This is a genomic window from Dactylosporangium vinaceum, from assembly GCF_019904175.1.
GTDB classification, from domain to species: Bacteria; Actinomycetota; Actinomycetes; order Mycobacteriales; family Micromonosporaceae; genus Dactylosporangium; species Dactylosporangium vinaceum.
In genome coordinates this window covers 2,651,332-2,674,991 of sequence record NZ_CP061913.1, presented here as the reverse complement: position 1 = coordinate 2,674,991, position 23,660 = coordinate 2,651,332, and the positions used below count along the sequence as shown (strand labels likewise).

Annotated in this window: 20 protein-coding genes; 12 read left to right on the top strand and 8 right to left on the bottom strand. The window is 71.3% G+C overall.

Translation table 11 applies throughout. The features are described 5' to 3' along the window. Positions 1-23 precede the first annotated feature (23 nt). Both Dvina_RS11700 and Dvina_RS11695 read right to left on the bottom strand, forming a co-directional pair. Entirely contained in the window at positions 24-347 is a 324-nt protein-coding gene (locus Dvina_RS11700) for a hypothetical protein (protein ID WP_223102466.1), read from the bottom strand. A gap of 61 nt (positions 348-408) precedes the next feature. After that, positions 409-873, bottom strand: coding sequence for a hypothetical protein (locus Dvina_RS11695; protein ID WP_223102465.1), 465 nt, complete (start codon positions 871-873; stop codon positions 409-411). Positions 874-981: 108 nt separating this feature from the next. On the opposite strand from Dvina_RS11695, the gene Dvina_RS11690 reads away from it, so the two are divergent. Beyond that, on the top strand, positions 982-1,881 hold the full coding sequence (locus tag Dvina_RS11690) for an ABC transporter ATP-binding protein (protein WP_223102464.1): 900 nt from the start codon (positions 982-984) through the stop codon (positions 1,879-1,881). Positions 1,882-2,055: 174 nt separating this feature from the next. Then, on the top strand, positions 2,056-3,069 hold the full coding sequence (locus Dvina_RS11685) for an ABC transporter permease subunit (protein WP_223102463.1): 1,014 nt from the start codon (positions 2,056-2,058) through the stop codon (positions 3,067-3,069). Here Dvina_RS11685 and Dvina_RS11680 read toward each other — a convergent pair. Beyond that, positions 3,057-3,470 carry a MerR family transcriptional regulator gene (locus Dvina_RS11680; protein WP_223102462.1) on the bottom strand — a complete coding sequence of 138 codons (414 nt, stop codon included), beginning with the start codon at positions 3,468-3,470 and terminating at the stop codon, positions 3,057-3,059. The two genes, Dvina_RS11685 and Dvina_RS11680, sit on opposite strands and share 13 nt — an antisense overlap. Positions 3,471-3,581: 111 nt before the next feature. Here Dvina_RS11680 and Dvina_RS11675 point away from each other — a divergent pair, with 111 nt between their 5' ends. Then, the gene (locus tag Dvina_RS11675; protein ID WP_223102461.1) at positions 3,582-4,907 is read left to right on the top strand and encodes a MurL-like N-terminal domain-containing; all 1,326 of its coding nucleotides are present in this window, start codon (positions 3,582-3,584) and stop codon (positions 4,905-4,907) included. Between the two features lie 89 nt (positions 4,908-4,996). On the opposite strand, the gene Dvina_RS11670 is transcribed toward Dvina_RS11675, so the two are convergent. Then, positions 4,997-5,632 carry an AN1-type zinc finger domain-containing protein gene (locus tag Dvina_RS11670; protein WP_223102460.1) on the bottom strand — a complete coding sequence of 212 codons (636 nt, stop codon included), beginning with the start codon at positions 5,630-5,632 and terminating at the stop codon, positions 4,997-4,999. A 953-nt stretch (positions 5,633-6,585) separates the two neighbouring features. Here Dvina_RS11670 and Dvina_RS11665 point away from each other — a divergent pair. Both Dvina_RS11665 and Dvina_RS11660 read left to right on the top strand, forming a co-directional pair. Beyond that, positions 6,586-7,305, top strand: coding sequence for a thioredoxin-like domain-containing protein (locus Dvina_RS11665; RefSeq protein WP_246656157.1), 720 nt, complete (start codon positions 6,586-6,588; stop codon positions 7,303-7,305). Beyond that, on the top strand, positions 7,289-8,200 hold the full coding sequence (locus Dvina_RS11660) for a septum formation family protein (RefSeq protein WP_223102459.1): 912 nt from the start codon (positions 7,289-7,291) through the stop codon (positions 8,198-8,200). The genes Dvina_RS11665 and Dvina_RS11660 overlap by 17 nt, the downstream gene beginning before the upstream one ends. Here the strand turns inward: Dvina_RS11660 and Dvina_RS11655 are convergent. Together Dvina_RS11655 and Dvina_RS11650 are read right to left on the bottom strand one after the other, a co-directional pair. Continuing rightward, positions 8,174-8,563, bottom strand: coding sequence for a hypothetical protein (locus tag Dvina_RS11655; RefSeq protein WP_223102458.1), 390 nt, complete (start codon positions 8,561-8,563; stop codon positions 8,174-8,176). The genes Dvina_RS11660 and Dvina_RS11655 overlap by 27 nt on opposite strands. Beyond that, positions 8,560-11,412 carry a DEAD/DEAH box helicase gene (locus tag Dvina_RS11650; protein ID WP_246656156.1) on the bottom strand — a complete coding sequence of 951 codons (2,853 nt, stop codon included), beginning with the start codon at positions 11,410-11,412 and terminating at the stop codon, positions 8,560-8,562. Before Dvina_RS11650 ends, Dvina_RS11655 begins: the two co-directional genes overlap by 4 nt. 130 nt (positions 11,413-11,542) lie before the next feature. Between Dvina_RS11650 and Dvina_RS11645 the strand changes: the two genes are divergently transcribed. Beyond that, the gene (locus Dvina_RS11645) at positions 11,543-14,701 is read left to right on the top strand and encodes a penicillin acylase family protein (protein ID WP_223102457.1); all 3,159 of its coding nucleotides are present in this window, start codon (positions 11,543-11,545) and stop codon (positions 14,699-14,701) included. Here Dvina_RS11645 and Dvina_RS11640 read toward each other — a convergent pair. Beyond that, entirely contained in the window at positions 14,698-15,198 is a 501-nt protein-coding gene (locus tag Dvina_RS11640) for a pyridoxamine 5'-phosphate oxidase family protein (protein ID WP_223102456.1), read from the bottom strand. The genes Dvina_RS11645 and Dvina_RS11640 overlap by 4 nt on opposite strands. Positions 15,199-15,360: 162 nt before the next feature. Continuing rightward, entirely contained in the window at positions 15,361-15,915 is a 555-nt protein-coding gene (locus tag Dvina_RS11635) for an AAA family ATPase (RefSeq protein WP_223102455.1), read from the bottom strand. Positions 15,916-16,006: 91 nt separating this feature from the next. On the opposite strand from Dvina_RS11635, the gene Dvina_RS11630 reads away from it, so the two are divergent. The 6 genes from Dvina_RS11630 (at position 16,007) to Dvina_RS11605 (ending at position 23,647) form a co-directional block, all read left to right on the top strand. Next, positions 16,007-16,393, top strand: a complete 387-nt coding sequence (locus tag Dvina_RS11630) for a hypothetical protein (protein WP_223102454.1) — start codon at positions 16,007-16,009, stop codon at positions 16,391-16,393. A gap of 799 nt (positions 16,394-17,192) precedes the next feature. Continuing rightward, on the top strand, positions 17,193-18,203 hold the full coding sequence (locus Dvina_RS11625; RefSeq protein WP_223105473.1) for a LacI family DNA-binding transcriptional regulator: 1,011 nt from the start codon (positions 17,193-17,195) through the stop codon (positions 18,201-18,203). A gap of 28 nt (positions 18,204-18,231) precedes the next feature. Continuing rightward, a complete protein-coding gene (locus tag Dvina_RS11620; RefSeq protein WP_223102453.1) occupies positions 18,232-19,047 on the top strand; it encodes an exodeoxyribonuclease III in 816 nt (271 codons plus the stop codon). A gap of 494 nt (positions 19,048-19,541) precedes the next feature. After that, entirely contained in the window at positions 19,542-20,543 is a 1,002-nt protein-coding gene (locus Dvina_RS11615) for an ABC transporter permease (protein ID WP_223102452.1), read from the top strand. A gap of 184 nt (positions 20,544-20,727) precedes the next feature. Continuing rightward, on the top strand, positions 20,728-22,491 hold the full coding sequence (locus tag Dvina_RS11610; RefSeq protein WP_223105472.1) for an ABC transporter substrate-binding protein: 1,764 nt from the start codon (positions 20,728-20,730) through the stop codon (positions 22,489-22,491). 154 nt (positions 22,492-22,645) lie between these two features. Beyond that, on the top strand, positions 22,646-23,647 hold the full coding sequence (locus tag Dvina_RS11605) for an ABC transporter permease (RefSeq protein WP_223102451.1): 1,002 nt from the start codon (positions 22,646-22,648) through the stop codon (positions 23,645-23,647). Positions 23,648-23,660 lie beyond the last annotated feature (13 nt).

Here is a 23,660-nt window from a genome sequence, read left to right as displayed (position 1 = left end):
GGCCCGACCGCTGCGACGGCCGTCTAGCGCGGCTCGGGGTCTCGGCCTTCGCGGCCGGCCTCGTCATGAGCGAGCAGGGTTCGGAGGTCTTCCGCCGCCCCGGGGTGGGCCCGTAGCAGGTCCTGGAGCCGGATCCGCCACGCGGTGATCGTGTCCGGCTGTGACCGGGGCGTGAGGCCGGCCGCGTCCTCGGCCAGCGTTGCCGCCGCGGCCTGCTCGGCCCTGGTGTTGCCGCGGCCGAGCAGGCGGGCGAACTGTGCTTGCCGGGCCGGGCCGCCGGTCTCGGCCATCGCGCCGACCAGGACGGTCGCGGCGCGCTCGGCAAGCGTCTTCAGCTCCGGATCCATGAACACACCGTAGTGACCCCGATCGGATCGGTAACCATCCGAACGTACGACCGCTGCGGTTTCACGCCGCGGGGCTCGCGGGGGCGAGGCGGATGGCTAGGCCCGCCACCAGGCCGGCCGCCCAGGCGACGGCGTTGATGACCGTCACGGCGGTGAAGCCGCGATCGTCAGGCCAGGCGGTGGCGTACGTGGCGATGACGACGCCCAGGGCGGCGGCGGGGATCCAGAAGGCGGACCGGGGAACCGACCAGGCGACCAGAGCGGCCAGGGCCAGCGCCGTCGCCGGGCCCGGGGCCTGGGGGCAGTCGAGCAGGCGGGCGAGGAGCGCGGCGGCCAGCGCTGTCGCCAATGCCGCGGCCGGGGCCGGCCTCCAGCGCCGGCGGAGGAGGACGAGAACGAGCACGGCGGTGCCGGAGACGGTGTCGAGGAGCCAGGAGGTGCCGCCCCAGCTGTTCGCGAGCATGTACGCGGTGAACGCCAGCGCGGCCGTGCACACCGCGGCCAGGGCCAGGTCGATGAGCTTCATGGTCTCGACGCTAGGATCGGGGCGCGGGCGGCGAACCGGTCAAAAGTACGGCCGGTACCCCGCTTCGGCACGATGCTCGGCGGGCCCGGGCGGCCGAGCATTTCCGGCATGGCGAATACACATGCGGTGCTGCGGGCGGCGGCACTGGACAAGCGGTACGGGCGGCGGGCCGCGCTGCGCGAGGTCGAACTGGACGTGCCGGCCCAGCGGATCATCGGGCTGGTCGGGCCGAACGGGGCCGGGAAGTCGACGCTGCTCCAGCTGGCCTGCGGGCTCATCGAGCCGAGCGCGGGGACGCTGACGGTGCTCGGGCGGCGGCCGGCGGCGGATGCGGCACACCTGGCGCGGGTCGGGTTCGTGGCGCAGGACGCCCCGGTGTACGCCGGGCTGAGCGTCGCCGAGCACCTGCGGATGGGCGCGAAGCTGAACCCGGGCTGGGACGACGGGCTGGCCCGGGACCGGGTGGCGCAGGCCGGGCTGCCGCTCACGCAGCGGGCCGGGCGGCTCTCCGGCGGGCAGCGGGCGCAGCTCGCGCTCACCCTGGCCGCGGCGAAGCGGCCCGAGCTGCTGATCCTCGACGAGCCGGCGGCCGCCCTCGACCCGCTGGCCCGCGACACGTTCCTGCGCAGCCTGCTCGAGTCCGTGGCCGCGATCGGGGCGAGCGCGATCCTCAGCTCACACCTGCTGGCCGACGTCGAGCGCGTGTGCGACTACCTGATCGTGCTGGCCGGCGGGCGGGTGCAGCTGGCCGGCGACGTCACCGACCTGCTCGCCACGCACTTCCGGCGGCCGGGCGCGGCCAGCGACGTGGGGCGAGAGCCGCGCGACGGGTCGCCGCCCGCGGGGGCCGGATGGATGGGTGGCCGGTCCGGTCGCGATGGAGTCGAGCATGTTCACGGTTGCGTCGTGCGGGCGGAAGCGGCGCCGGCCGGGGCCGTGCCGGTGGAGCTGGAGGAGCTCGTGCTCGCGTACCTCGGGCGGGCGGCGGCCGTGGAGGTGGCGGCATGAGCGGTCCGGAGCGCAGCGGAGGGGCCGCTCATCAGAAGCACAGCTCGGAGCTCAGGCCGTCACCGGAGCTTGCGGAGGCGACGGCATGAGCGGTCCGGAGCGCAGCGGAGGGGCCGCTCATCAGAAGCACAGCTCGGAGCTCAGGCCGTCACCGGAGCTTGCGGAGGCGACGGCATGATCTGGATGAGCTGGCGGCAGTTCCGGACGCAGGCGTTGGCGGGTGTGGTGGTGCTGGGGGCGCTGTCGGCGTACCTCATCAAGATCGGGCTTGATGTTCGTGACGCGCGGGACGGGTACCTTGCGCAGTGTCAGGTCACCGGCGACTGTGCCGGGGCCATGGTGCGGCTGGTCGGGGACTACCGCAGCCCGCTGCTGGTGCTGGCCGGCGTGCTGGGGCTGGTGCCGGTGCTGATCGGGATGTTCTGGGGGGCGCCGCTGGTGGCCCGGGAGCTGGAGGCCGGGACCCACCGGCTGGTGTGGAATCAGAGCGTCAGCCGGCGGCGGTGGCTGGCCGTGCGGCTGGCGACAGTGGTCCTCGCGGCGATGGTGGTCGGGGCGTGTGCGAGCCTGCTGCTCAGCTGGGCGGCGGCGCCGATCGACGCGATCGCCCAGGATCGCTTCGGCACCGTCAACTTCGGCGCCCGGGGACTCTCCCCCGTCGGCCAGGCCGCGCTCGCGGCCGCGCTCGGGGCGGCGGTGGGCATGTTCTCGCGGCGGACGCTGCCGGCCATGGCCGTCACCGGGCTGCTCGTGCTGATCATGCTGTTCGTGATGCCGAACGCGATCCGGCCGCACCTCATGCCCGCCCATCACGAGTCGCGCCACATGACCGCGGCCGCGATCGATCAGGCCCACGGGCTCGGCACGCTCGGCAACGCGCCGGTGCTGAAGGGCATCGAGATCCCGGGCGTGTGGGTGACCTCGGTGAGCGAGCTGCTGACCGCCGACGGGCGGCCGCTCGACCCGAAGGTCTTCGACGACTGCCTGATGCGGGCCCCGAAGACGGGCGCGACGGGCACGTTCGGCGACTCGTCGCCGTGTCTGGAGTCACACGACCTGCACCTGGACATCGCGTATCAGCCGAACGACCGGTTCTGGGCGTTCCAGTGCCTGGAGACCGGGCTCTATCTGCTGCTGACCGGGCTCGTCGCCGCCCTGATGCTGTGGAGCATCCGTCACCGCACCTGACGCGGGTCGGGCAGCGGGCAGTCGGGGCAGGTGCAGTCGGTCAGGCTGTCGCAGTTCGCGGCGACCACGCGGGCCAGGGTGGCGCGGACGTCGGTCAGGGCCGCGATGCGGCGGTCGATCTCGGCGAGCTTGTCGGCGGCGCGGATCTGCAGGCCACCACCCGGGCGGCGGTGGCGGTTCAGCAGGTCCGCGACCTCGTCGAGGGTGAAGCCGAGGCGCTGGGCGGCCTTGATCGCGGTGAGCCGGGCCACCGTGTCGGGCGGATACAGGCGGTGGCCGCCCGGGCTGCGCAGCGGGTCGGCGAGCAGGCCGCGGCGCTCGTAGTACCGCAGTGTCTGGATGTTGACCCCGGCCAGTTCGGCGACCTCGCCGGTGCGCAGGCCGGTTGCGGGTTGCACCATGCGGCAACGATAAGCCTGTACCCGGGTACCGGTTGCAAACTTCGGTGCCGGGCGGTGCGGGCTACCATTGCGCGGCGGTGTGGTACCCGGACGGCGTGGGACGGAGCGGTTGTGAACGCGTGGGAGCAGGTTGAGGCGCTGAGGTTCCCCGGGCGGGAGTTCGATCCCGCGACCGGGGTGGCGCGCTTCCACTATGCGCTCGGTGACCTCGTGCTGACCGAGACCGTCGACTTCGGGCCGGCCTCCGTGGAGCCGCATCCGGCGCTCGATCGCGTGCTCGACCTGCTGTACGTGGCCGCGTCGACCTCGTACTACAAGATCGCGGCGCCGCGGCGGGTCGAGCTCGGCGAGCTCGCGCTGGCCGAAGGGGCGATGCCGTGGGTGCGGGCGCTCTTCCACGAGGGGCTTGGCGAGTTCGCGTACCAGAACAAGCTCGAGTACGTCCTCGAACTGCCTATCGCACTGGCGGTACAGGCGGAGTCTCCGGCTTTTGTGCATGCCCCGCCCGGAGCGCCTCTCGCGGCCGTCGGCGGCGGCAAGGACTCGATCGTGACCATGGAGGCACTGCAGCTGGCCGGGCTCGACCCGGTCCTGTTCGCGGTCAACCCGAACGCGATCATCCGCAGCGTGATGGCGGTGTCGCCGCAGCCCGTGCGCACTGTGCGGCGCACGCTCGACCCGCGGATGCGCGAGCTGAACGAGGCGGGCGCGCTCAACGGGCACATCCCGGTGACCGCGATCAACTCGCTCATCGCGGTGGCGACCTCGCTCATGCACGGGCTCGGGCCGGTCGTGATGTCCAACGAGAGCTCGGCGTCGGTGCCGAACCTCAGCTGGCTCGGCCGGGACATCAACCACCAGTGGTCGAAGGGCCTGCCGGCCGAGCGGCACCTGCGCGACGCGCTGCTGGCGCACGCGGGGCTGCGCGACGCGTACTTCTCGCTGCTGCGCGGACTGTCCGAACTGCACATCGCGGGCCTGTTCGCGAAGCACACGACCTACGACGACGTGGTGACGAGCTGCAACGCGGCGTTCAAGCAGCGCGATGCGAGCGATCGCTGGTGCGGCCACTGCCCGAAGTGCCGCTTCGTGTTCCTGGCCCTGGCCCCGTTCACCGGCCGTGATCGCCTGGTGCACATCTTCGGCACCGACGTCTTCACGGACATGAGCCAGCTCGAGGGGTACCGCGAGCTGATGGGGCTGACCGCGCACAAGCCCTTCGAGTGCGTGGGTGAGATCGAGGAGTCACTCGTCGCGCTCCGGCTGCTGACCGAGCACCCCGACTGGCGCGACGCCCCGATCGTGCGGGCGCTCGCGGCGCAGGTGCCGGCGCTGCCGAGCGACGCCGAGGTGGAGGCCGCGTTCAAGGGGGACGCGCCGAACGTGGTGCCGGCCCGCTATCTGGACGCGCTGGCCGCGCTCGGCGCCCCGCGCTAGCGAGCCCTTGCCGTCACGGCCGCGGCGCCGCCGGCCGGGCCGCTTCGCGATCAGCGGGTGTGCTGTTTCGCGATGAGTGGTCGTCGTCGCTACGGCGCGGGGACGTCGCCGGTCGTCGAGCGGACCAGGGCGCGGATCGCCGCGATGATGCGGGGGATCTCGCGGCGCTCGAGCTGGGTGAAGCTGTCGCCGTAGCGGGCGTCGCGGATCAGGGTGGCCAGGCCGTCGGTGACCTTGCAGCGGGCCACGGCCCGGGCGACCATCGCGACCGGGTAGCCGCCGGACGGGCGCACGAGCAGGCCGGTGTTCCACTCCCGGGTCTCGGGGATCTCCTGCATCTCGGTCCACTCGAACCGGCCGATCACCCACAGTGCGCCGACCTCGATCTCGTCGATCTCCTCGCGCGGACGGCCGAAGCGCTGCTTGACGAAGCGCGACCGGCGCTCGACCACCGGCACGGGCGCGATGCCGGCCGCATACAGGTCCATGGCCGCCTGGCCGGACGTCACCCAGGTGCGCTCGGCCGCCTCACGCCCGTCGACCTTGGGATCGGCGGCACCGGCAACCCGCTGGCGGCGCTGGAGGCACTGGATGCAGAGCGCGGCGTACCCCTCGCCGGTGACCTCGTTGTGGGCCTGGTGCGACATGCAGAACGCGCGCCCGCACTCCCGGCACCGCCCGATCGCCAGGACCGCACATCCATCGATCGCACACTCGGCCGCCATGGGGCCGACCATATCGCGCGTCGATGAACGTCGCAGCGCATCCCACAGCGCCCCCATCGTCCGCGGACACCGTCGCCCACATCGATCCACCACACCGGCCGCCCACACCGCAACTCCCGCCGCAACACCGAGCCGCCGCCCCCACCGGCCGCCCGCACATCACTCACGCCGCAACACCGAGCCGCCCGCCCCCACCGGCCGCCGGCACCATCGCGCGCATCGATCCACTGCACCGGCCGCCTGCAACGCCACTCGCGCCGCAACATCGAGCCCGCCCGCACCACCGCAACGTCGAGCCGCACTGCCACACCGCCGCAGCATCGGTCCCACCGCCCGCACCACGCAGCACCGAGCCGCCCGCCCGTCCACACCGCCGCGGCGCCGGTCCCGCCGCCCGCACCGCCGCAACATCGAGCTGCCCTTCCGCACCGCCGCAGCTTCGATTCGGCCAGACACCCACCGCGACGCCCTGCCGGCCGGGCACCGTCGCCACATCCTGCCGGTCGCGGGCAGCGCCGCCCTCGTCGATACACCGTGCCGGCTGGTCCGCACCGCCACTCCCGCCGCAGCATCGAGCCGTCCGTGGCAGCGATGCTTGCGTGCCCATCGCGCCAACCGCGGTCGATCTTGCCACCGGCCACCGCCGGAAAGCCTCACAACCGACATATCACCTGACGGGGTATAAGTCCGATATGTCGTGGCGCACAGCGCCCGACATATCGCGCCCCCACCCCTCGTACATCGACGTTGCCGGCATGCAGCGACCGGCAAGGCGTCCGCCACCGAGCACGACGCCGAGGCGGCAGCGGCGAACCGGGAACGCCAGAGCTGGTGGGCGTTCCGGTAGTGTCGGCGCTATGACCGGCGCCTATCCTGAGCCGCCGCCGTACGGCGCGCCCCAGCCGCAGGGCCAGCAGCCCCCTCCGCCGCCGGTGCCGCCCTATGGTCCGCCCGTGGACAGCGGGTTCCCGCCGCCGGGACAGCAGATGCCGCCGCCGGCGCAGTACGGGCCGCCGCCGGGGCAGTACGGGCCGCCGCCCGGGGGTTATCCGCCGCCGCCCTACGTGGCCGGGGCGCCGGCGCAGAAGGGCAATCGGGGTGTCGTCATCGCCCTCAGTGTCGTCGGGGTGCTCGGGCTGCTCTGCGTGGCCGGGGTCGTCGCGGCGTTCTACTTCGTCGGCACGGCGCGTGACGCCGGCCCCTCGCAGGCGTCGGGCGAGATCAGTGGGGTGATCGACTACCGGCTCACGCACCCCGACTGGCTGGAGCGGGAGCATCTCGCGGACGGGGAGAAGCCGGAGTATCGGATGGTGCCCGCGGCCGGTGGGCGGCATTTCGGGAACTGGCAGCGGTGCCTCGGCGACGTGTACTCCGCGCCCGTCGTCGAAGGCCGCGCGGTCCACAGCCTCGAGCACGGCGCCGTGTGGATCACCTACCAGCCGAGCCTGGCCAAGAGCGATGTCGACAAGCTCGCGGGCAAGGTGCGCAACAACGATTTCATGCTGATGAGCCCCTACGAAGGGCAGCCGAGCCCGATCTCGTTGCAGGCGTGGGGATACCAGCTGCGCCTCGACAAGGCCGACGACCCGCGCGTCGATCAGTTCATCAAGAAGTATCGCGAGACCGCCAGCCTCGAACCGGGAACGCCCTGCAGCAATGGGCTTGCGGACTAAGGGGCTCCCCTTCCTCGTGGCCGTCGCCCTGGCCGCGGCGGCCTGCAGTGCGCCCGCGCACACCGATCGGGACCTGACCAACGGGTGGGCGATGCTGCCCAGCGCCGCCTTCCGGCCGCCGGCGGTCGGGCAGTGCCTGGCCGGCGGGCCGTTCAGCGCGTTCGAGCAGCCGGACCGGGCGGTGCTCGACGAGACGGCCTGCACGGGCCCGCACACCGTCGAAGTGGTGGCGACCGGCGCGGCCGACGGCACCGAGCCGCCGGCCTGGGACTCCGACCCGGCGCGGGCCGCGTACGCCGACTGCAGCCAGAAGGTCACCGAGTTCGTCGGCGGGGACTGGCACGCCGGCCGGCTGTTCCCGTTCCTGGCCCTGCCGCGCCCGGCCGCGTGGAAGGGCGGCGCCCGGACCTACGTGTGCGGGCTGGCCGAGGCGAGCGACGACCTCTTCGCACCGAAGGAGCGCACCGGCAGCCTCGCCGACTCGCTCAAGGGCGCGGCGCCCCTGGCGCTCACGTGCGTCGACCTCGACGGCGGGGACCTGACGCCGGAGGGCTTCTACACGAGCGTCGACGCGGTGACGCCCGTCGGGTGCGCCGAGGACCACGACACCGAGTTCGTCGGGGTGTGGACGGCGCCCGCCGGGCCGTTCCCCGCCGACCCGAAGGCGCTCAACGCCACGGTGTCCAAGGCGTGCTTCACGCTCGTCGCCGGGTTCCTCGGGCTGAGCGAGACGCAGCTGTACGAGCGCAAGGACGTGTACACCTTCTGGGACGGCCTCACCCAGCCGCAGTGGCAGCTCGGTGACCGCGTCGCCCACTGTTTCCTGAACGTCTCGACGGCCAGGTCCCTGCACCGATCGCTCAAGGGACTAGGCGCCCAGCCCCTCCCGGCCTAGCACCACGTGCAGCACCGCGCCCCCGTCGTCGCCGGCGATCAGCCGGGTCACCTCCATCGTCGCGACCGACGGCTGGCCCACGGCGGCGGCGAGGCGGATGCGGACCGGTGCCTGCTCCGGCGGGGGCAGGCCGGCCCGGAAGACGCGGACGAGCGCGGCAAAGGCCCGCGGCTCGTTCGCGCCGGCCGGAAAGACCGCGAGCGCCCCGTCGCCGAGCATCTGCAGCTGTACGTCCGCGAAGTCGACGCCCGCCCGCCCGGCCGCCTCCTCGATCGCGTCGTGCAGCCGCCAGTGCAGCTCCTCCCGCGGCGGCATCCCGGGCTCACCGACAAGGCACACGAAGACGCATAATCGCGCGCTCACGGGGAGACCGCCGCGGCCGGGTCGAGCGTCAGCAGGGCGCGCAGGTCGGCGGTGGAGAGCTCGGTCAGCCACTGCTCGCCGGTGCCGACGATCTTCTGAGCCAGGCCGCGCTTGTCGGTGATCAGGGCGGCGATCTTCTCCTCGACGGTGCCGGCGGTGACGAACTTGCGGACCTGGACGGCCCGGCGCTGGCCGATGCGGAAGGCGCGGTCGGTGGCCTGGTCCTCGACGGCCGGGTTCCACCAGCGGTCGGCGTGGATGACGTGGTTGGCCGCGGTCAGGGTCAGGCCCGTCCCGCCCGCCTTCAGGGAGAGCACGAACAGCGGCGGCGAGGACGGGGCCGCCTCCTGGAACCGGGCGACCATCGCGTCGCGGGCCGCCTTCTGCACGCCGCCGTGCAGGAACGCCACCTCCCGGCCGAACCGGGTGGCCAGCGACGTGCGCAGCATGCGGCCGAACTCGGCGTACTGCGTGAAGATCAGCGCCCGCTCCCCCGCGGCCAGGACCTCCTCGGTGATCTCCTCCAGGCGGGCCAGCTTGCCGCTGCGGCCGGGGAGGCGCGAGCCGTCGCGCAGGGCCAGGGCCGGGTGGTTGCAGATCTGCTTGAGCCTGGTCATCGTGGCCAGGACCAGGCCGCGGCGCTCGATGCCCTCGCTGCTCTCGATGCGGGCAAGCATGTCGTCGACGACGGCCTGGTAGAGGCTGGCCTGCTCCGGGGTCAGGCTGCACACGACGTCCATCTCCAGCTTCTCCGGCAGGTCGGAGATGATCGTGCGGTCGGTCTTCACCCGGCGCAGCACGAACGGCTGGGTGATCCGGCGCAGGCGCGCGGCGGCGTCGGCGTCGCCGTCGCGCTCGATCGGCTCGGCGAAGCGCTCCTTGAACTTCGTCGCGCTGCCCAGCAGGCCCGGATTGGCGAACTCCATGATCGACCAGAGGTCGGCCAGGCGGTTCTCGACGGGGGTCCCGGTGACGGCGATGCGGTGGCGGGACGGCAGCTGACGTACCGCCGATGCCTGTTTTGTCGCGGCGTTCTTGACGGCCTGGGCCTCGTCGAGCACGACCCGGTGCCAGGGGACGGCCCCCAGCATCCCGGTGTCGCGGGCCGCCACCGAGTAGGTGGTCACGACCAGGTCGAACGCGGAAGGGTCGAGCGAGCGGACCCGGTCGGCGCCGTGGTGGACGTGCACCCGCAGCGACGGCGCGAACTTCGCCGCCTCCCGCTGCCAGTTGCCGACGAGCGACATCGGGCAGACGAGCAGCGTCGGCCCGGGCGCGGGGCCGGCCAGCAGCGCGAGGAGCTGGACGGTCTTGCCCAGGCCCATGTCGTCGGCCAGGATGCCGCCGAGCCCGGCCCGCTCCAGGAACCGCAGCCAGTTCAAACCCCTGCGCTGGTACGGCCGCAGCTCTCCCTGAAACCCCGAAGGCGCGTCGGCGTCGTCGAGGCGCAGGTCGGCCTCGCCGCTGAGCAGGTCTCCGAGCCAGCCGTCGGCCACGACCTCGACGATCGGCAGGCCGCCCGGGCCCTCCTCGGCACCGCCGGCGAGGTGCAGCAGGTCGGCGACGGTCATGGCCTCGGCGTCGCGCTGGCGCTCCAGGAACGACAGGCCCTCGGCGAGCCGGCGCGGGTCCAGCTCGACCCACTGCCCGCGCAGCCGGACGAGCGGCGTCTTGAGGTCGGTCAGGCGGCGCAGCTCGTCCTCGGTGAGCGGCTCGTCGCCGAGCGCCAGCTCCCAGTCGTAGTCGACGACCGCGCCCAGGCCCAGGCCGCTGTCCGTGTTCACGGTGCCCGGAGCGGTACCCCCGGAGCCGTCCTTGATCTTCAGACGGGCGCCCAGACGGGCCGACGCCTTGCGCCACCAGCCCGGCAGCACCACGCCGAACCCGGCCGCGGCCAGCAGCGGGGCGCCCTCGCTCAGCAGGCGGTGGGCGCCGTCCGTGTCGAGGGGCAGTGCGGCCGGGCGGGCCTCGCGCAGGGCGTCCTCCAGGGCCGGGTAGAGGCGGCTGGCCCGGCCGAGCTCGGCCAGGAGCGTCTCCTGCGGGGCCGCAATGTGCCGCTGGAGGGCCTTGAGCGCGCCCCGGGAGCGCCACACCCGGTCGGCGTCGACGACGAGCGTCGGCTCGTCGGCCGCCTGCAGCGCGAACTCGAGCGTCCAGTGCGGATCCGGGGCCGGATCCTCGCCGATCTTCGGCTCGGGCGGCTCGACGAGCCGGAAGCAGGCCCGCACGGCGCCCCCGACGGCGTCGGCCTCCCAGGCGGTGAGGCGCTGCGGCGGCACGCCGGCGATGCTGTCGAGCCAGGTCTGCGCCTCCGCGGGCAGGTCGGCCCGGGCGGCGGCGTCGACGAACGCGTCGAGGGCCTCGGTGACGACCGCGGCCCGGGCCATGCCGAGGAGCGCCGCGGAGGGCAGGGCGAGGGCGAGGGCCCGGGCGTGGGCGGCGTCGCGGCCGGTGAGGACCGGGGCCCAGCGGGGCCGCCCGTCCACGATCGCAGGCAGCATCCGGCCGCGGGCAACCAGTGCGCACGCGAACTCGGCGAGCGCGACGAACCATTCGGTCGACTGCGCGAGGGTGATGTCGTCGCCGATCAGCTGACACAGGCCGGGCAGCAGGCGAAGGGCCTCATCGGGCTCGTACTCGACAGTCCCCACCGTCCACGGCTTCAGTGCAGCCTTCTCGGTGACGGCCGGCCAGGGTTCGAGCTTGCGGTTACGAGTCGGCAGCAACAGGATGCGCTCGGCCGCGACCCCCGTGTCACCGTTCAGGTTCAGGCCCGCCAGCAGCGTGTCGCCGTCGGAGGCCCAGAGGGCGACTCGACCGTCGACCCAGAGCGCATGGACCACGAGCACCGGTGAAGCGTAATGGAGTCCCAGCGTATCGACGGTGCGACACCTCTATTCAGTGAAGGTCGTCGTTGTTACCATCCGGTAACCCGAGTCATTTTCATATTGGCTCGCAGCAACCGGAGGGGATCCGCCCATGTCCCTGCCCGTCGTCAAGCGCGCCCTCGGCGCCTTCCTGCTGACCGCCGCCGTCCTCGTCGCTCCCCAGCTCGTGACGAGCGGCAGCACCGCCCAGGCGGCCGTGCTCGCCCCCAACGACTACTGCCTCGACCAGTGCAACGACATCCTGCCGCCGGGGCAGAACGGCAACGCCACCCTGGCCGACATCCTGGCCCACAAGGCCCTGGGCTTCCGGCCGGCGCACTCGGCCGACCAGCTCGCCCCGTACGCCAACCTCGTGTCGGCCTACACCGGGCTGACCGAGGAGCAGATCGCCGACTTCTACAACGACGCGTCGTTCGGGGTGCCCGCGGGCCAGGTCGACCGCACGTACAGCCCCCGGGCCGACGTGACGATCGTGCGGGACAAGAGGCTGGGCGTCCCGCACGTGACCGGCACGACCCGGGCCGGGACGATGTTCGGCGCCGGGTACGCCGGGGCCGAGGACCGGCTGTTCGTGATGGACCTGCTCCGCCGGGTCGGCCGCGGCCGGCTCACCCCGTTCGCGGGCGGCGCGCCGGGCAACCGGGAGCTGGAGCAGAGCATCTGGCGGCAGGCCCCGTACACCGAGGCCGACCTGCAGGCCCAGGTCGCCGCGCTGCGCACCAAGGGCACCCGCGGGGCCCAGCTCTACGACGACGTGCAGAGCTACGTCGCCGGGATCAACGCCTACATCGCGGCCTGCATGTCGGGCCGCAACTGCCCTGGCGAGTACGTGCTGACCGGGCACCTGGACGCGATCACCAACGCGGGCGGGCCCGAGCCGTTCCAGATGACCGATCTGATCGCGATCGCGGGCGTCGTCGGCGGCCTGTTCGGCGGCGGCGGGGGCGGCGAGGTCGAGTCGGCGCTGGTCCGGGTCACCGCGCGGGCCCGTTACGGCGTCACCGAGGGAGACCGGCTCTGGGCCGCCTTCCGCGAGCAGAACGACGAGGAGACGGTCCTCACGCTGCACGACGGCCAGTCGTTCCCCTACGGTGCGGCCGACCCGAACGCGCCAGGCGTCGCCCTGCCGGACAACGGCAGCGTCGTCGCGCAGCCGGTCGTCTACAACCCGACCGGGTCCGCGACCACGACCGCCGGCCTCGCCCCGGGCGGCGCGGCCAGGCGCGGCATGTCCAACGCGGTGGTGCTCGACGCCGCCCACTCCGCGACCGGGCACCCGATCGCGGTGTTCGGGCCGCAGACCGGCTACTTCTCCCCGCAGCTGCTGATGCTCCAGGAGCTGCAGGGCCCGGGCATCAGCGCGCACGGTGTCGCGTTCGCCGGGCTGAACCTCTACGTGCTCCTCGGCCGCGGCCAGGACTACGCGTGGAGCGCCACCTCGGCCGAGCAGGACATCACCGACACCTACGCGGTGCCGCTGTGCAACACGGACGGCTCGCCGGCGACGCTGCAGTCCACGGCGTACCTCTTCCACGGCGCCTGCACGCCCATGGAGGCGCTGACGCAGACCAACGCCTGGACCCCGACCGTGGCCGACGGCACCGCCGCGGGCTCCTATCAACTCGTTACATACAGGACCAAATACGGTCTTCTCGGGTACCGCGGGACAGTGGACGGCCGGCCGATGGCGTTCACGCAGCTGCGCTCCACGTACCGCCACGAGGCCGACTCGGCCATCGGGTTCCAGGCGTTCAACGACCCGGCCGCGATGGCGAACCCGGCCCAGTTCATCGCCTCGGCGTCGGACGTCGGCTACGCGTTCAACTGGTTCTACGTGAACGCCACCGACACCGCGTACTTCAACTCCGGCAGCAACCCGGTGCGCAGGACCGGCGCCGACCCGAACCTGCCGGCGAAGGCCGACCCGGCATATGAATGGTCGGGCTGGAATGCCGACACCAATACCGCCGACTACATTCCCGCGGCCCAGCATCCGCAGTCCACGGGACAGGATTATTTCGTCTCTTGGAATAACAAGCAAAGTAAGGACTTCTCAGCGGCCGACGGCAACTTCAGTTTCGGTGCGGTACAGCGCGCGGACCTGCTCGACAAACGCGTGAGAACCGCATTGAGCGGCGGCAACAAGCTCGATCGGGCCGGGGTCGTGCGGATCGTCGAGGACGCCGCAGTCACCGACCTGCGGGCCGAGAACCTGCTGCCCGAGCTGCTGCGCATCCTCGACCCCGCCGGGACCGGCACCGACGCCGGCGTCGCGGCCCTGCGCGCCTGGCAGGCGGCCGGGGCCGAGCGGGTGGAGACGACGCCCGGCTCGCACGTGTACCAGCACGCCGCGGCGATCCGGCTGTTCGACGCCTGGTGGCCGAAGCTCGTCGACGGGGCCTTCCGGCCCGGCCTCGGCGACGACGTGTACGCCGCGCTGACCAGGACCCTGCAGATCGACGAGTCGCCCTCCGGCTACACCGGGCCGACGAACGCGGGGTCGCTGAACCAGACCCAGGCCCACAAGGGCTCCTCGTTCCAGTACGGGTGGTGGGGGTACCTCGACAAGGACCTCCGCGGCGTCCTGGGCGACCCGGTGCGCAGCGGCCTCGGCCGGTCCTACTGCGGCGGCGGGAACCTCGCCGCGTGCCGGCAGGTCCTGGCGGCCACCCTGGCCGCGGCCGCCGCCGAGCCGGCGAACACCACCTATCCGGGTGACGCCAACTGCGCGGCCGGTGACCCGTGGTGCGCCGACACGATCATCCAGTCACCGCTCGGCGGAATCACCCACGACAAGATCTCGTGGCAGAACCGGCCGACGTTCCAGCAGGTGGTGTCGTTCCCGGCCAAGCGCGGCGACGACCTCACCAACCTGGCCCAGGGCCGCAGCGTGAGCGCCAGCTCGACCCAGCTCGGCTACTCCACCGGGGCGGCCGTCGACGGCAACCCGACGAGCCGGTGGGCCAGCGGGTGGTCGGACAGCCAGTCGATCACCGTGGACCTCGGCTCGGCCCAGCCGGTCCGGCGGGTGATCCTGCGCTGGGAGGCGGCCTACGCCACGCGGTACCGGATCGAGGTGTCGGCGGACAACCGCACGTGGACGACCGCGGCGAGCGTCGACTCCGCCCGCGGCGGCATCGACAACGTGACGTTCGCGCCGGTCACGGCCCGCTACGTGCGGATGACCGGTGTCGCCCGGGCCACGTCCTACGGCTACTCGCTGTATGAGTTCGAGGTGTACAGGTCCTAGATCACGGCGCGGTGGCGGCCGCCGGGGAGCTCGTTCGCGGGCACCTCGGCGGCCGCCCACGTGATGTACTGCCCGGCCCGGTTGAGCACGCAGGTGCCGACCAGCAGCTCGACGAGCACGTGCTGGCTGAAGCCGGGCGGCGGCGTGGCAAGCGCCCGCTCGGCCGTGAACGCCGCCGCGACCGACCGGCGCAGAGCCGGGTCGCGCGGGAACACGGCGCGGCCGGTGACGTAGAACGCCTCCTCGCCGGCCTCCATCGGAAACGTGTGCAGTGCGAACCGGCTGTCGCGCAGCAGGTCCTCGAGCTTCGGCGAGACCATGAGCAGCGCGAACAGCCCCTCCTCGACGAGCAGGGGGCTGACCGGGTGCACCCGCGGGCCGCCGTCGGCGCGCACGGTGCCCAGGTAGGCGAGGCCGACGCCGCTGCGGTAGAGCAGCGAGCGGCCGGCCGCGGCGAGATCCGGCGCCGACCGCCGGAAGCGCCCCCACGAGAGCATGGCGACCAGACTTTCGTACGCCGGTAGGGCGGGTCAATCCGGGGTCCCGGGCCGAATCGGCATTTGCGAAGCTCTGCCGATTCGGGCTGGGTGGCTCCGGGGTCCCGGGCCGAATCGGCATTTGCGAAGCCCTGCCGGTGCCTTCAGGCCCCCGGGTGGATCTCAGGCGTGTCTCCATGCGTTGATCAGGTCTTCCACCTCGTCGGCGACCTCGTCCGGGCAGAGGTCGTCGGTGTCGACCACGGCGCCGAGGGAGCGCAGGTCACGGCGGGCGGTGAGGTACGCCCCCAGGTCCTCCAGCCGCCAGCCGCGCGCGTCGGGGCCGTCGTCGGCCTCGACCCGCTCGACGAGCGCCGGGGCGGAGACGTCGAGCAGCACGTGCCGCACCTCATGGCCGCGGTCGCGCAGCGCACCCAGGATCTCCTCCAGGTGCCCGCGGCGCAGCATCGTCATCGGCACCAGCAGCGGGTCGGCCCCGCGGGCCTGGCGGGCCGCGGCGGCGACGGTGGCCGCGCGCCAGGCGGGCAGGTCACGGTAGTCGCCGTGGCGGACCCCCGGCCTGGCCGGTAGCGCGGGGCGCAGCAGACCGGCCGTGCGCTGCAGCACCCAGCCGATGCGCTCGGCGTCGAAGGCCCGGGCCCGCGGCTCGCGGCGGCACAGTTCGGCGGTCACGGTGGCCTTGCCGACGCCGGAAGGGCCGTTGAGCCAGACGATCACTGGGGCCTCCCGCCGTGCGCGCCTCGGGGCTTCCAGGATTCTCGCAGGTGGAACCGAGGGGGATGTCAGCCCCGCACGGGATAAAGAAGGCATGACGATTGTGACCCTGCCGCAGCACTCCCCCGCCGCCGACACCCTGGACCGGATCGACGTCCTGCTCATCGCCCCCGCACACCGCCTGAGCGACCTGGACCGGCACCTGCCCGCCACCTGGATGGTGACCCGCCGGGCCGAGATGCCGGCCGGCTGCCGGGAACCCGACATCGTGCTGCTGGACGACCCCGGGCCCCGCTCGGTGACGGCCGCCTGCCTGCGCCATCCGGCCGCCTCGATCGTGGCGGTCCTGAGCCCGTACAGCGACCACCAGGCCGTGGTCGACGTGCTCGAGGCCGGCGCGGACGCGTGCGTGCGCTCGTCGAGCGCCCCCGTCATCGCGGCCCACCTGGAGGCGTGCCGCCGCCGCCAAGCGGGCGCATGAGCGCAGCGGAGTGGCCGCTCATCAGTGTTGCAGCTCGGGGCTCAGGCCGGCGCCGGAGCCTGCGGAGGTAACGGCATGAGCGGTACGCAGCGCAGCGGAGTGGCCGCTCATCAGTGTTACAGCTCGGGGCTCAGGCCGGCGCCGGAGCCTGCGGAGGTGACGGCATGAGCGGTACGCAGCGCAGCGGAGTGGCCGCTCATCAGTGTTACAGCTCGGGGCTCAGGCCGGCGCCGGAGCCTGCGGAGGTGACGGCATGAGCGGTACGCAGCGCAGCGGAGTGGCCGCTCATCCCTGTTGCAGGGTGGCGCTCAGGGCGGCGCCGGAGCTTGCGGAGGCGACGGCATGAGCAGCGACGTGGCCGCTCACGGGGAACGCGGTCTTCGGCCCGGCTCGGCGACGCAGCGTGCGGAGGTGGCGGGCTGAGCGATCTACACCACACCACTGCCCCACTTCCGGCGGTCCCGGCCCTCCCTGGCCTGGACCGCCGGTTTGGTCTAAGGGGTTTTGGCGTTTCCCACAACATATTCCGGAGAGCGCTCTCAACCGTTTCCGTGATTGACATCCGGCTAGTCATGGGCCAGTCTGATTCCAGTTCTGAGAGCGCTCTCCGGCCGAGACGGCGGCTTGGGTGACCGGCGTATCGCGCACGGCGAAATCGTGATCAGGGTGTAACCGGTGTGAGGGTGCGACGGGCGATGGAGCGACATGCTCCATCGCCCGTCATTGTTTGTGCGCTACACATTGCTGAACTTCAGTCATGATGGTCCGGCTGACAGATATGGGGGACGGCACAATGGTGATGTCGGGGCGGGACCGGCCCACGCTGGAAAACGTCGCGCAGCGCGCGGGGGTGTCGCGCGCGACCGCCTCGCGCGTCGTCAACGGATCGACGTCGGTTGCGCCGCACATCCGCGACAAAGTGCTGAACGCCGTCGAAGCGCTTGGCTACGTGCCCAACCAGGCCGCCCGCAGCCTCGTCACCCAGCGGACCGACTCGATCGCGCTCGTCGCGTCCGAGACCGCCAGCCGGGTCTTCTCCGACGACCCCTTCTTCTCCAGCATCATCCGCGGGGTCAGCCTGGAGCTCGAGGCCGTCGACAAGCAGCTCGTGCTCATGATGGTCGGGCCGAGCGGGCCCAGCCACGACCGCGTCGAGCGCTACTGCACCGGCGGGCACGTCGACGGGGCCATCATCTTCTCGATGCACGGCGCCGACCCGCTGCCGGAGCGGCTCAGCCGGGCCGGGGTGCCGGTCGTGTGCAACGGGCGGCTGCTGATCCAGTCCTCGGTGCCCTACGTCGACGTCGACAACGAGGACGCCGCCCGGGCCGCCGTGCGCCACCTGCTCGACACCGGCCGGCGCCGGGTCGCGACGATCGCCGGGCCGCAGGACATGAGCGCGGGCATCGACCGGCTCAAGGGCTACCGGGCCGCGATGCAGGACAGCGGCCGCCGCTCGATCGTCGCGGTCGGCGACTTCACCCGCCAGTCCGGCGCGCTCGCGATGAGCCAACTGCTCGGCGACGACCCCGACCTCGACGCCGTCTTCGCCGCCTCCGACGCGATGGCCGAGGGCGCGCTGCGGGCGCTGCGCCAGGCCGGCCGCCGGGTCCCCGACGACGTGGCGGTGGTCGGCTTCGACGACATGGACTTCGCCCGCGACACCGAGCCGCCGCTGACCACCGTCCGCCAGCCGATCACCGACCTCGGCCGGATGGCCGCCCGCCAGGTGCTGCGGATGGCGTCCGGCGAGAAGATCGAGCCCGTCCTGCTCCTCCCGACGGAATTGGTGAAGCGGGAGTCCGCATAGATCGCCTCGTGATGGCAAGGTGGCAGTCGTGAGGCTTGCTACCTGGAACGTGAACTCGGTCAAGGCCCGGCTGCCCCGGCTCCTGGAGTGGCTGGAGCACTCGGCGCCCGACGTGCTGTGCCTGCAGGAGACGAAGCTGGCCACCGACGCCTTCCCCGCGGAGGAGGTCAAGGCGCTCGGCTACGACACCGCCCACCACGGGGAAGGGCGCTGGAACGGCGTCGCGCTGCTGTCGCGGGTGGGGCTCGACGACGTGCGCCGGGGCTTCGCGGGCGACCCGGGCTGGGGCGGCGAGCCCGGTGGCGAGGAGCCGCTCTTCGAGGAGCCGAAGCTGGAGGCCCGGGCCGTCTCGGCCGTCTGCGGTGGCGTGCGCGTGTGGTCGGTCTACGTCCCCAACGGGCGGGCGCCGGAGTCGGCGCATTACGGGTACAAACTCAATTGGCTCGAGGCTCTTCGTCTGGCGGTCTCGCAGGATCTGGCCACCGGGGGGCCGGTCGCCGTGTGCGGCGACTTCAACGTGGCGCCGGCGGACTCCGACGTGTTCGACCCGGCCGCGTTCATCGGCTCGACGCACGTGACGAAGCCGGAGCGGGACGCGGTCGCCGCCCTGGTCACGGCGGGGCTGTCGGACATCGTCCCGAAACCGATGAAAGGCCCGAATCCGTTCACCTATTGGGACTATCGGGCCGGTATGTTCCACCAGGACAAGGGCATGCGGATCGACCTGGCCTTGGTCAGCACGGCAATCGCGGGTGCGGTCAAGGGTGCCTATATAGACCGCGAGGCCAGGAAGGGCAAAGGGCCCTCCGACCACGCGCCCGTCGTGATCGATTTCGATATTTGAGCACGCTGTGTCACGATGAGCGCTGACCGGACCGTACTGTTAAGTGTGAAACGATCAACGATCGTCCTGGATAGCCCGTTCTCGCCGTTCTTGGCGCCATCTTTCCACCACGTAGCGTGACCACACCGTTACGATTCGCCAGGGATTCGCCCGTTTAGGGGGTGTATGATCCAAAAGTCGTTGTGCTTGGATCACGCCCTCATCACGGCGCGGCGTGGACTTGGTTACAGGACAGGGGGTGACCCTTGACGATCGGCCGAACGGGAGACAGGGTTCCTCCAACGAAGGCGACAACACCCGTCGGCTTCGTGCACGCTCTGCCCGTGGACCGAACCTGCGGATAGGGCACCAGGAGTCCACGAAGACACAGCCGATCGGCTGCTGACTGCGACGGGCCCCGGTCTGGCCGACGCATGCTCACTGCACGGTGCGACGGTCATCGCTGGCGGCATTCGTAAGGCGGGCAGGCGGCCGGGGAGAGGGGCACCACGCCCATGACTATGGGACCCGTCACGTCGAAGAGCGACGAGCAGGTGCCGACGGTCGAAGAGGCGACCGCCACGCCTGCCGGTGTTCCCGCGAAGGCCATTGAGGGCCGTTCGCTCAGTCAGATTGCGTGGACCCGGCTCAAGCGCGACAAGGTCGCGCTCATTGGAGGCGGGTTCATTATTTTCCTGGTGCTGGTCGCGGTGTTCGCCCCCCTGATCAACAAGGTGTGGGGGCACCCGGTCAACGAGTACCACTCGGACCAGATCGACGCGAACCTCGGCGGCTACCCGCCGATCGGGACGTGGGGCGGCGTCAGCAAGGACTTCCTGCTGGGCGTCCAGCCCGTCACCGGCCGCGACCTGTTCTCGCAGATCATCTACGGCGCCCAGGTCTCGCTGCTCGTGGCGCTGTCGGCCACGATCGTCGCGGTCGCCATCGGCGTGGTCCTCGGCGTCGTCTCCGGCTACTTCGGTGGCTGGGTCGACAGTGCGATCAGCCGGCTGATGGACCTGATCTTGGCGTTCCCCTACCTGCTGTTCTCCATCGCGCTGATCTCGGTCGTGCCCGCGAGCACGGGCTGGCGGGTCGGCGTGGTGATCTCGGTGATCGCGTTCTTCAGCTGGCCGTACATCGGGCGTATCGTCCGCGGCCAGACTCTCTCCCTGCGAGAACGCGAGTTCGTCGAGGCGGCACGCAGCATCGGTGCGGGCTCGCCCCGCATCCTCTTCCGCGAGCTGCTGCCCAACCTCACGGCGCCGATCCTGGTCTACGCGACGCTGATCATCCCCACGAACATCCTCTTCGAGGCGGCCTTGTCGTTCCTCGGCGTCGGTGTGCTGCCGCCCACTCCCTCGTGGGGCCGGCTGCTCTCGGACGCCGTGCAGTACTACGAGTACGACCCGATGTACATGTTCGTGCCCGGCCTCGCGATCTTCCTCATGGTCCTCGCCTTCAACCTGTTCGGCGACGGCCTGCGTGACGCCCTGGACCCGAAGGCCAACCGGTAGCCCCGTCACGGGCCACCGGTGGCCTTCGGCCGTCACGCATACACAGGCACCACCCGCCCGGCGCTGTCCCGACAGCCCGGTCGGCACCCCTGTGCACACCGCAGCTTCACTCGCACCACAGCACAGCTCGGACGGCCCGTCCCTCGGCGGGTCGCGCCAAACAAGGAGGGAAAACCCAGTGAGAATGAGGACAGGGGCATTGGTGGCCGGTTCGGCCGCTGTCGCCCTGGTGTTGTCCGCCTGTGGCTCAGGCAGCAACAGCCCCAAGACCAGCGAGAGCGGCGGCTCCCAGGGTGTGTCCGGCTTCAACGCCGCCACCAAGGGCGTCGTGAACCCGTCCGACAAGGCCGGTGGCACGCTCAAGCTCGTCAACAACTCCGACCCGGACTCGTTCGACCCGGCCCGGGCGTACTACGCATGGGTGTGGAACTTCCAGAAGGGCTTCTACGTCCGCTCGCTGCTCACCAACGAGGCGAAGCCGGGCGACGACGGGCTCAAGCTGGTTCCCGACCTGGCGCAGGCCCTGCCCGAGCTCAGCGACGGCGGCAAGACCTACACCTTCAAGCTCAAGTCGGGTGTCAAGTTCGAGGACGGCTCGCCGATCACCTCGAAGGACATCAAGTACGGCATTGAGCGCAACTTCGCCACCGACGTGCTCTCCGGCGGCCCGCCGTACCTGGTGGACGTCCTCGACCAGGGCCAGAAGTACCCCGGCCCGTACAAGGACACCGACCCGAACAAGCTGGGCCTCAAGTCCGTCGAGACGCCTGACGACAGCACGATCATCTTCAAGCTGAAGGAACCGCTGTCGGACTTCTCGTACCTGCTCGCGATGCCCAGCGCCGGCCCCGTGCCGGCGGCGAAGGACACCGGCGACAAGTACGGTGAGAAGCCGGTTTCCTCCGGCCCCTACAAGTTCCAGTCGTACGACCAGGGCAAGAAGGCCGTCCTGGTGCGCAACGACCAGTGGGACAAGAAGACCGACACCGTCCGCAAGGCGCTGCCGGACCAGATCGACCTGACCATCGGCACGGCCGTCGAGGAGATCGACAACCAGCTGCTGGGCGGGGACATCGACATCGACACCGCGCAGACCGGTGTCCAGCAGGGCTCGCAGCCGAAGATCCTGCTCGACCCGGAGAAGAAGAAGAACGCGGACGCCCCGAACACGGGCTTCATCCGCTACTTCTCGATCAGCACCAAGGTCGCGCCGTTCAACGACATCCACTGCCGCAAGGCCGTGCAGTACGCGACCGACAAGGTCACGCTGCAGACCGCGCGCGGTGGCGCCGACGCCGGTGGTGACATCGCCACCAACATGCTGCCCCCGACCATCGCGGGTCACGACGACTACGACCCGTTCAACACCAAGTCGGGCAAGCCGCAGATCGACAAGGCGAAGGAAGAGCTGGCCGCGTGTGGCAAGCCGAACGGCTTCGACACCGTGATCGCCACCCGTAACACGGGTAAGGAGCTCAAGACGGCGGAGGCCCTCCAGGCCGCGCTGAAGAACGTGGGCATCAACGCCCGCCTCGACCCGACCGAGCCGTCGCTGTACTTCCGCTCGACCATCGGTGCGCCGTCGAACGTGGCGGCCAAGGGCTACGGCCTGATGTTCGCCGGCTGGGGTGCCGACTTCCCGACCGCCTTCGGCTTCCTGCAGGTGCTCGTCGACGGTCGCAACATCTCGGCGTCCGGCAACAACAACTACGCCGAGCTCAACGACCCGGAGATCAACGGCCTGATCGACCAGGCCAAGGCGGAGGCCGACCCCAAGAAGGCCGCCGACATCTGGACGAACATCAACCACAAGGTCATGGACGCCTCGGTCATGGTGCCGTTCGTCTACGACAAGGCGCTCAACTACCGCAACCCCCGCGTCACGAACGTGTTCGTGACGGAGTACTACGGCATGTACGACTTCGGCAGCCTGGGCGTGTCGTCCTGACCCTCGGGTCCGGACCCTCGCTCCAGCACCGAAGCAGCCACAGCCTGAACAGCCGGTAACCCGCCCTTCACGAGTACAGAAGGCAGGTGAGGGCCACGGCGCCGGCCGGTGCGACGGGAACCCCCGTCACGCCGGCCGGCGTCAGGCCGCACACGTGATCAACTACATCCTGCGCCGCCTGGTCACCGCGGCACTGCTCATCGTGGCCGTCTCGATGGTCACCTTCGCGATCTTCTTCCTGATCCCGAAGGCGGCGCACGCCGATCCCGCTGAGATGTACGTCGGCAAGACGGCAACCCCGGACGCCGTCGCTCAGACGCGGATCAAGCTCGGCCTGGACAAGCCGGTCTACCAGCAGTACGGCATGTTCGTGAAAGGTCTCGTCGTCGGCCGCGACTACAACAACGGCCCCTCGGTGACCCACTGCTCGGCCCCCTGCTTCGGGTATTCGTTCCGCACCGACCGCGAGGTCTGGCCGCTGCTGCTGGACCGCCTCCCCGTCACCATCTCCCTCGCCATCGGCGCCGCCATCATCTGGCTGTTCGGGGGCGTGGCCGGCGGCGTCATATCCGCGCTGAAACGCGGGCAGATAGCCGACCGGTTCGTGATGCTGCTGGCCCTCGCCGGCGTGTCACTGCCCGTGTACTTCACGGGCCTCGTGTTCCAGTCGCTCTTCGTCCACCAGTGGAAGATCTTCCAGGGTGGCGAGTACATCAACTTCGTCGATGATCCCCTGGGCTGGGCCAACAAGCTGTTCCTCGCCTGGGTGAGCCTCGCCCTGCTGTTCGCCGCCACCTACGCGCGGCTGACGCGGGCCCAGATGCTCGAGACCATGGGCGAGGACTACATCCGCACCGCTCGCGCGAAGGGTCTGAAGGAGCGGGTCGTCATCGGCAAGCACGCCATGCGTGCGGTACTGACGCCTATCGTGACGATCTTCGGCCTCGACCTCGGCACGCTGCTCGGCGGCGCGATCCTCACCGAGCGGGTCTTCAGCCTGCCCGGCATCGGCAAGCTCAGCGTCGACGCGGTGGCCTCCAAGGACCTCCCGATCATCCTGGGCGCCACGCTGTTCGCCTCGTTCTTCATCGTCTTTGCCAACCTGATCGTGGACGTGCTCTACGCCGTGATCGACCCGCGGGTGCGGCTCGGATGACCTCTGCCGCGCC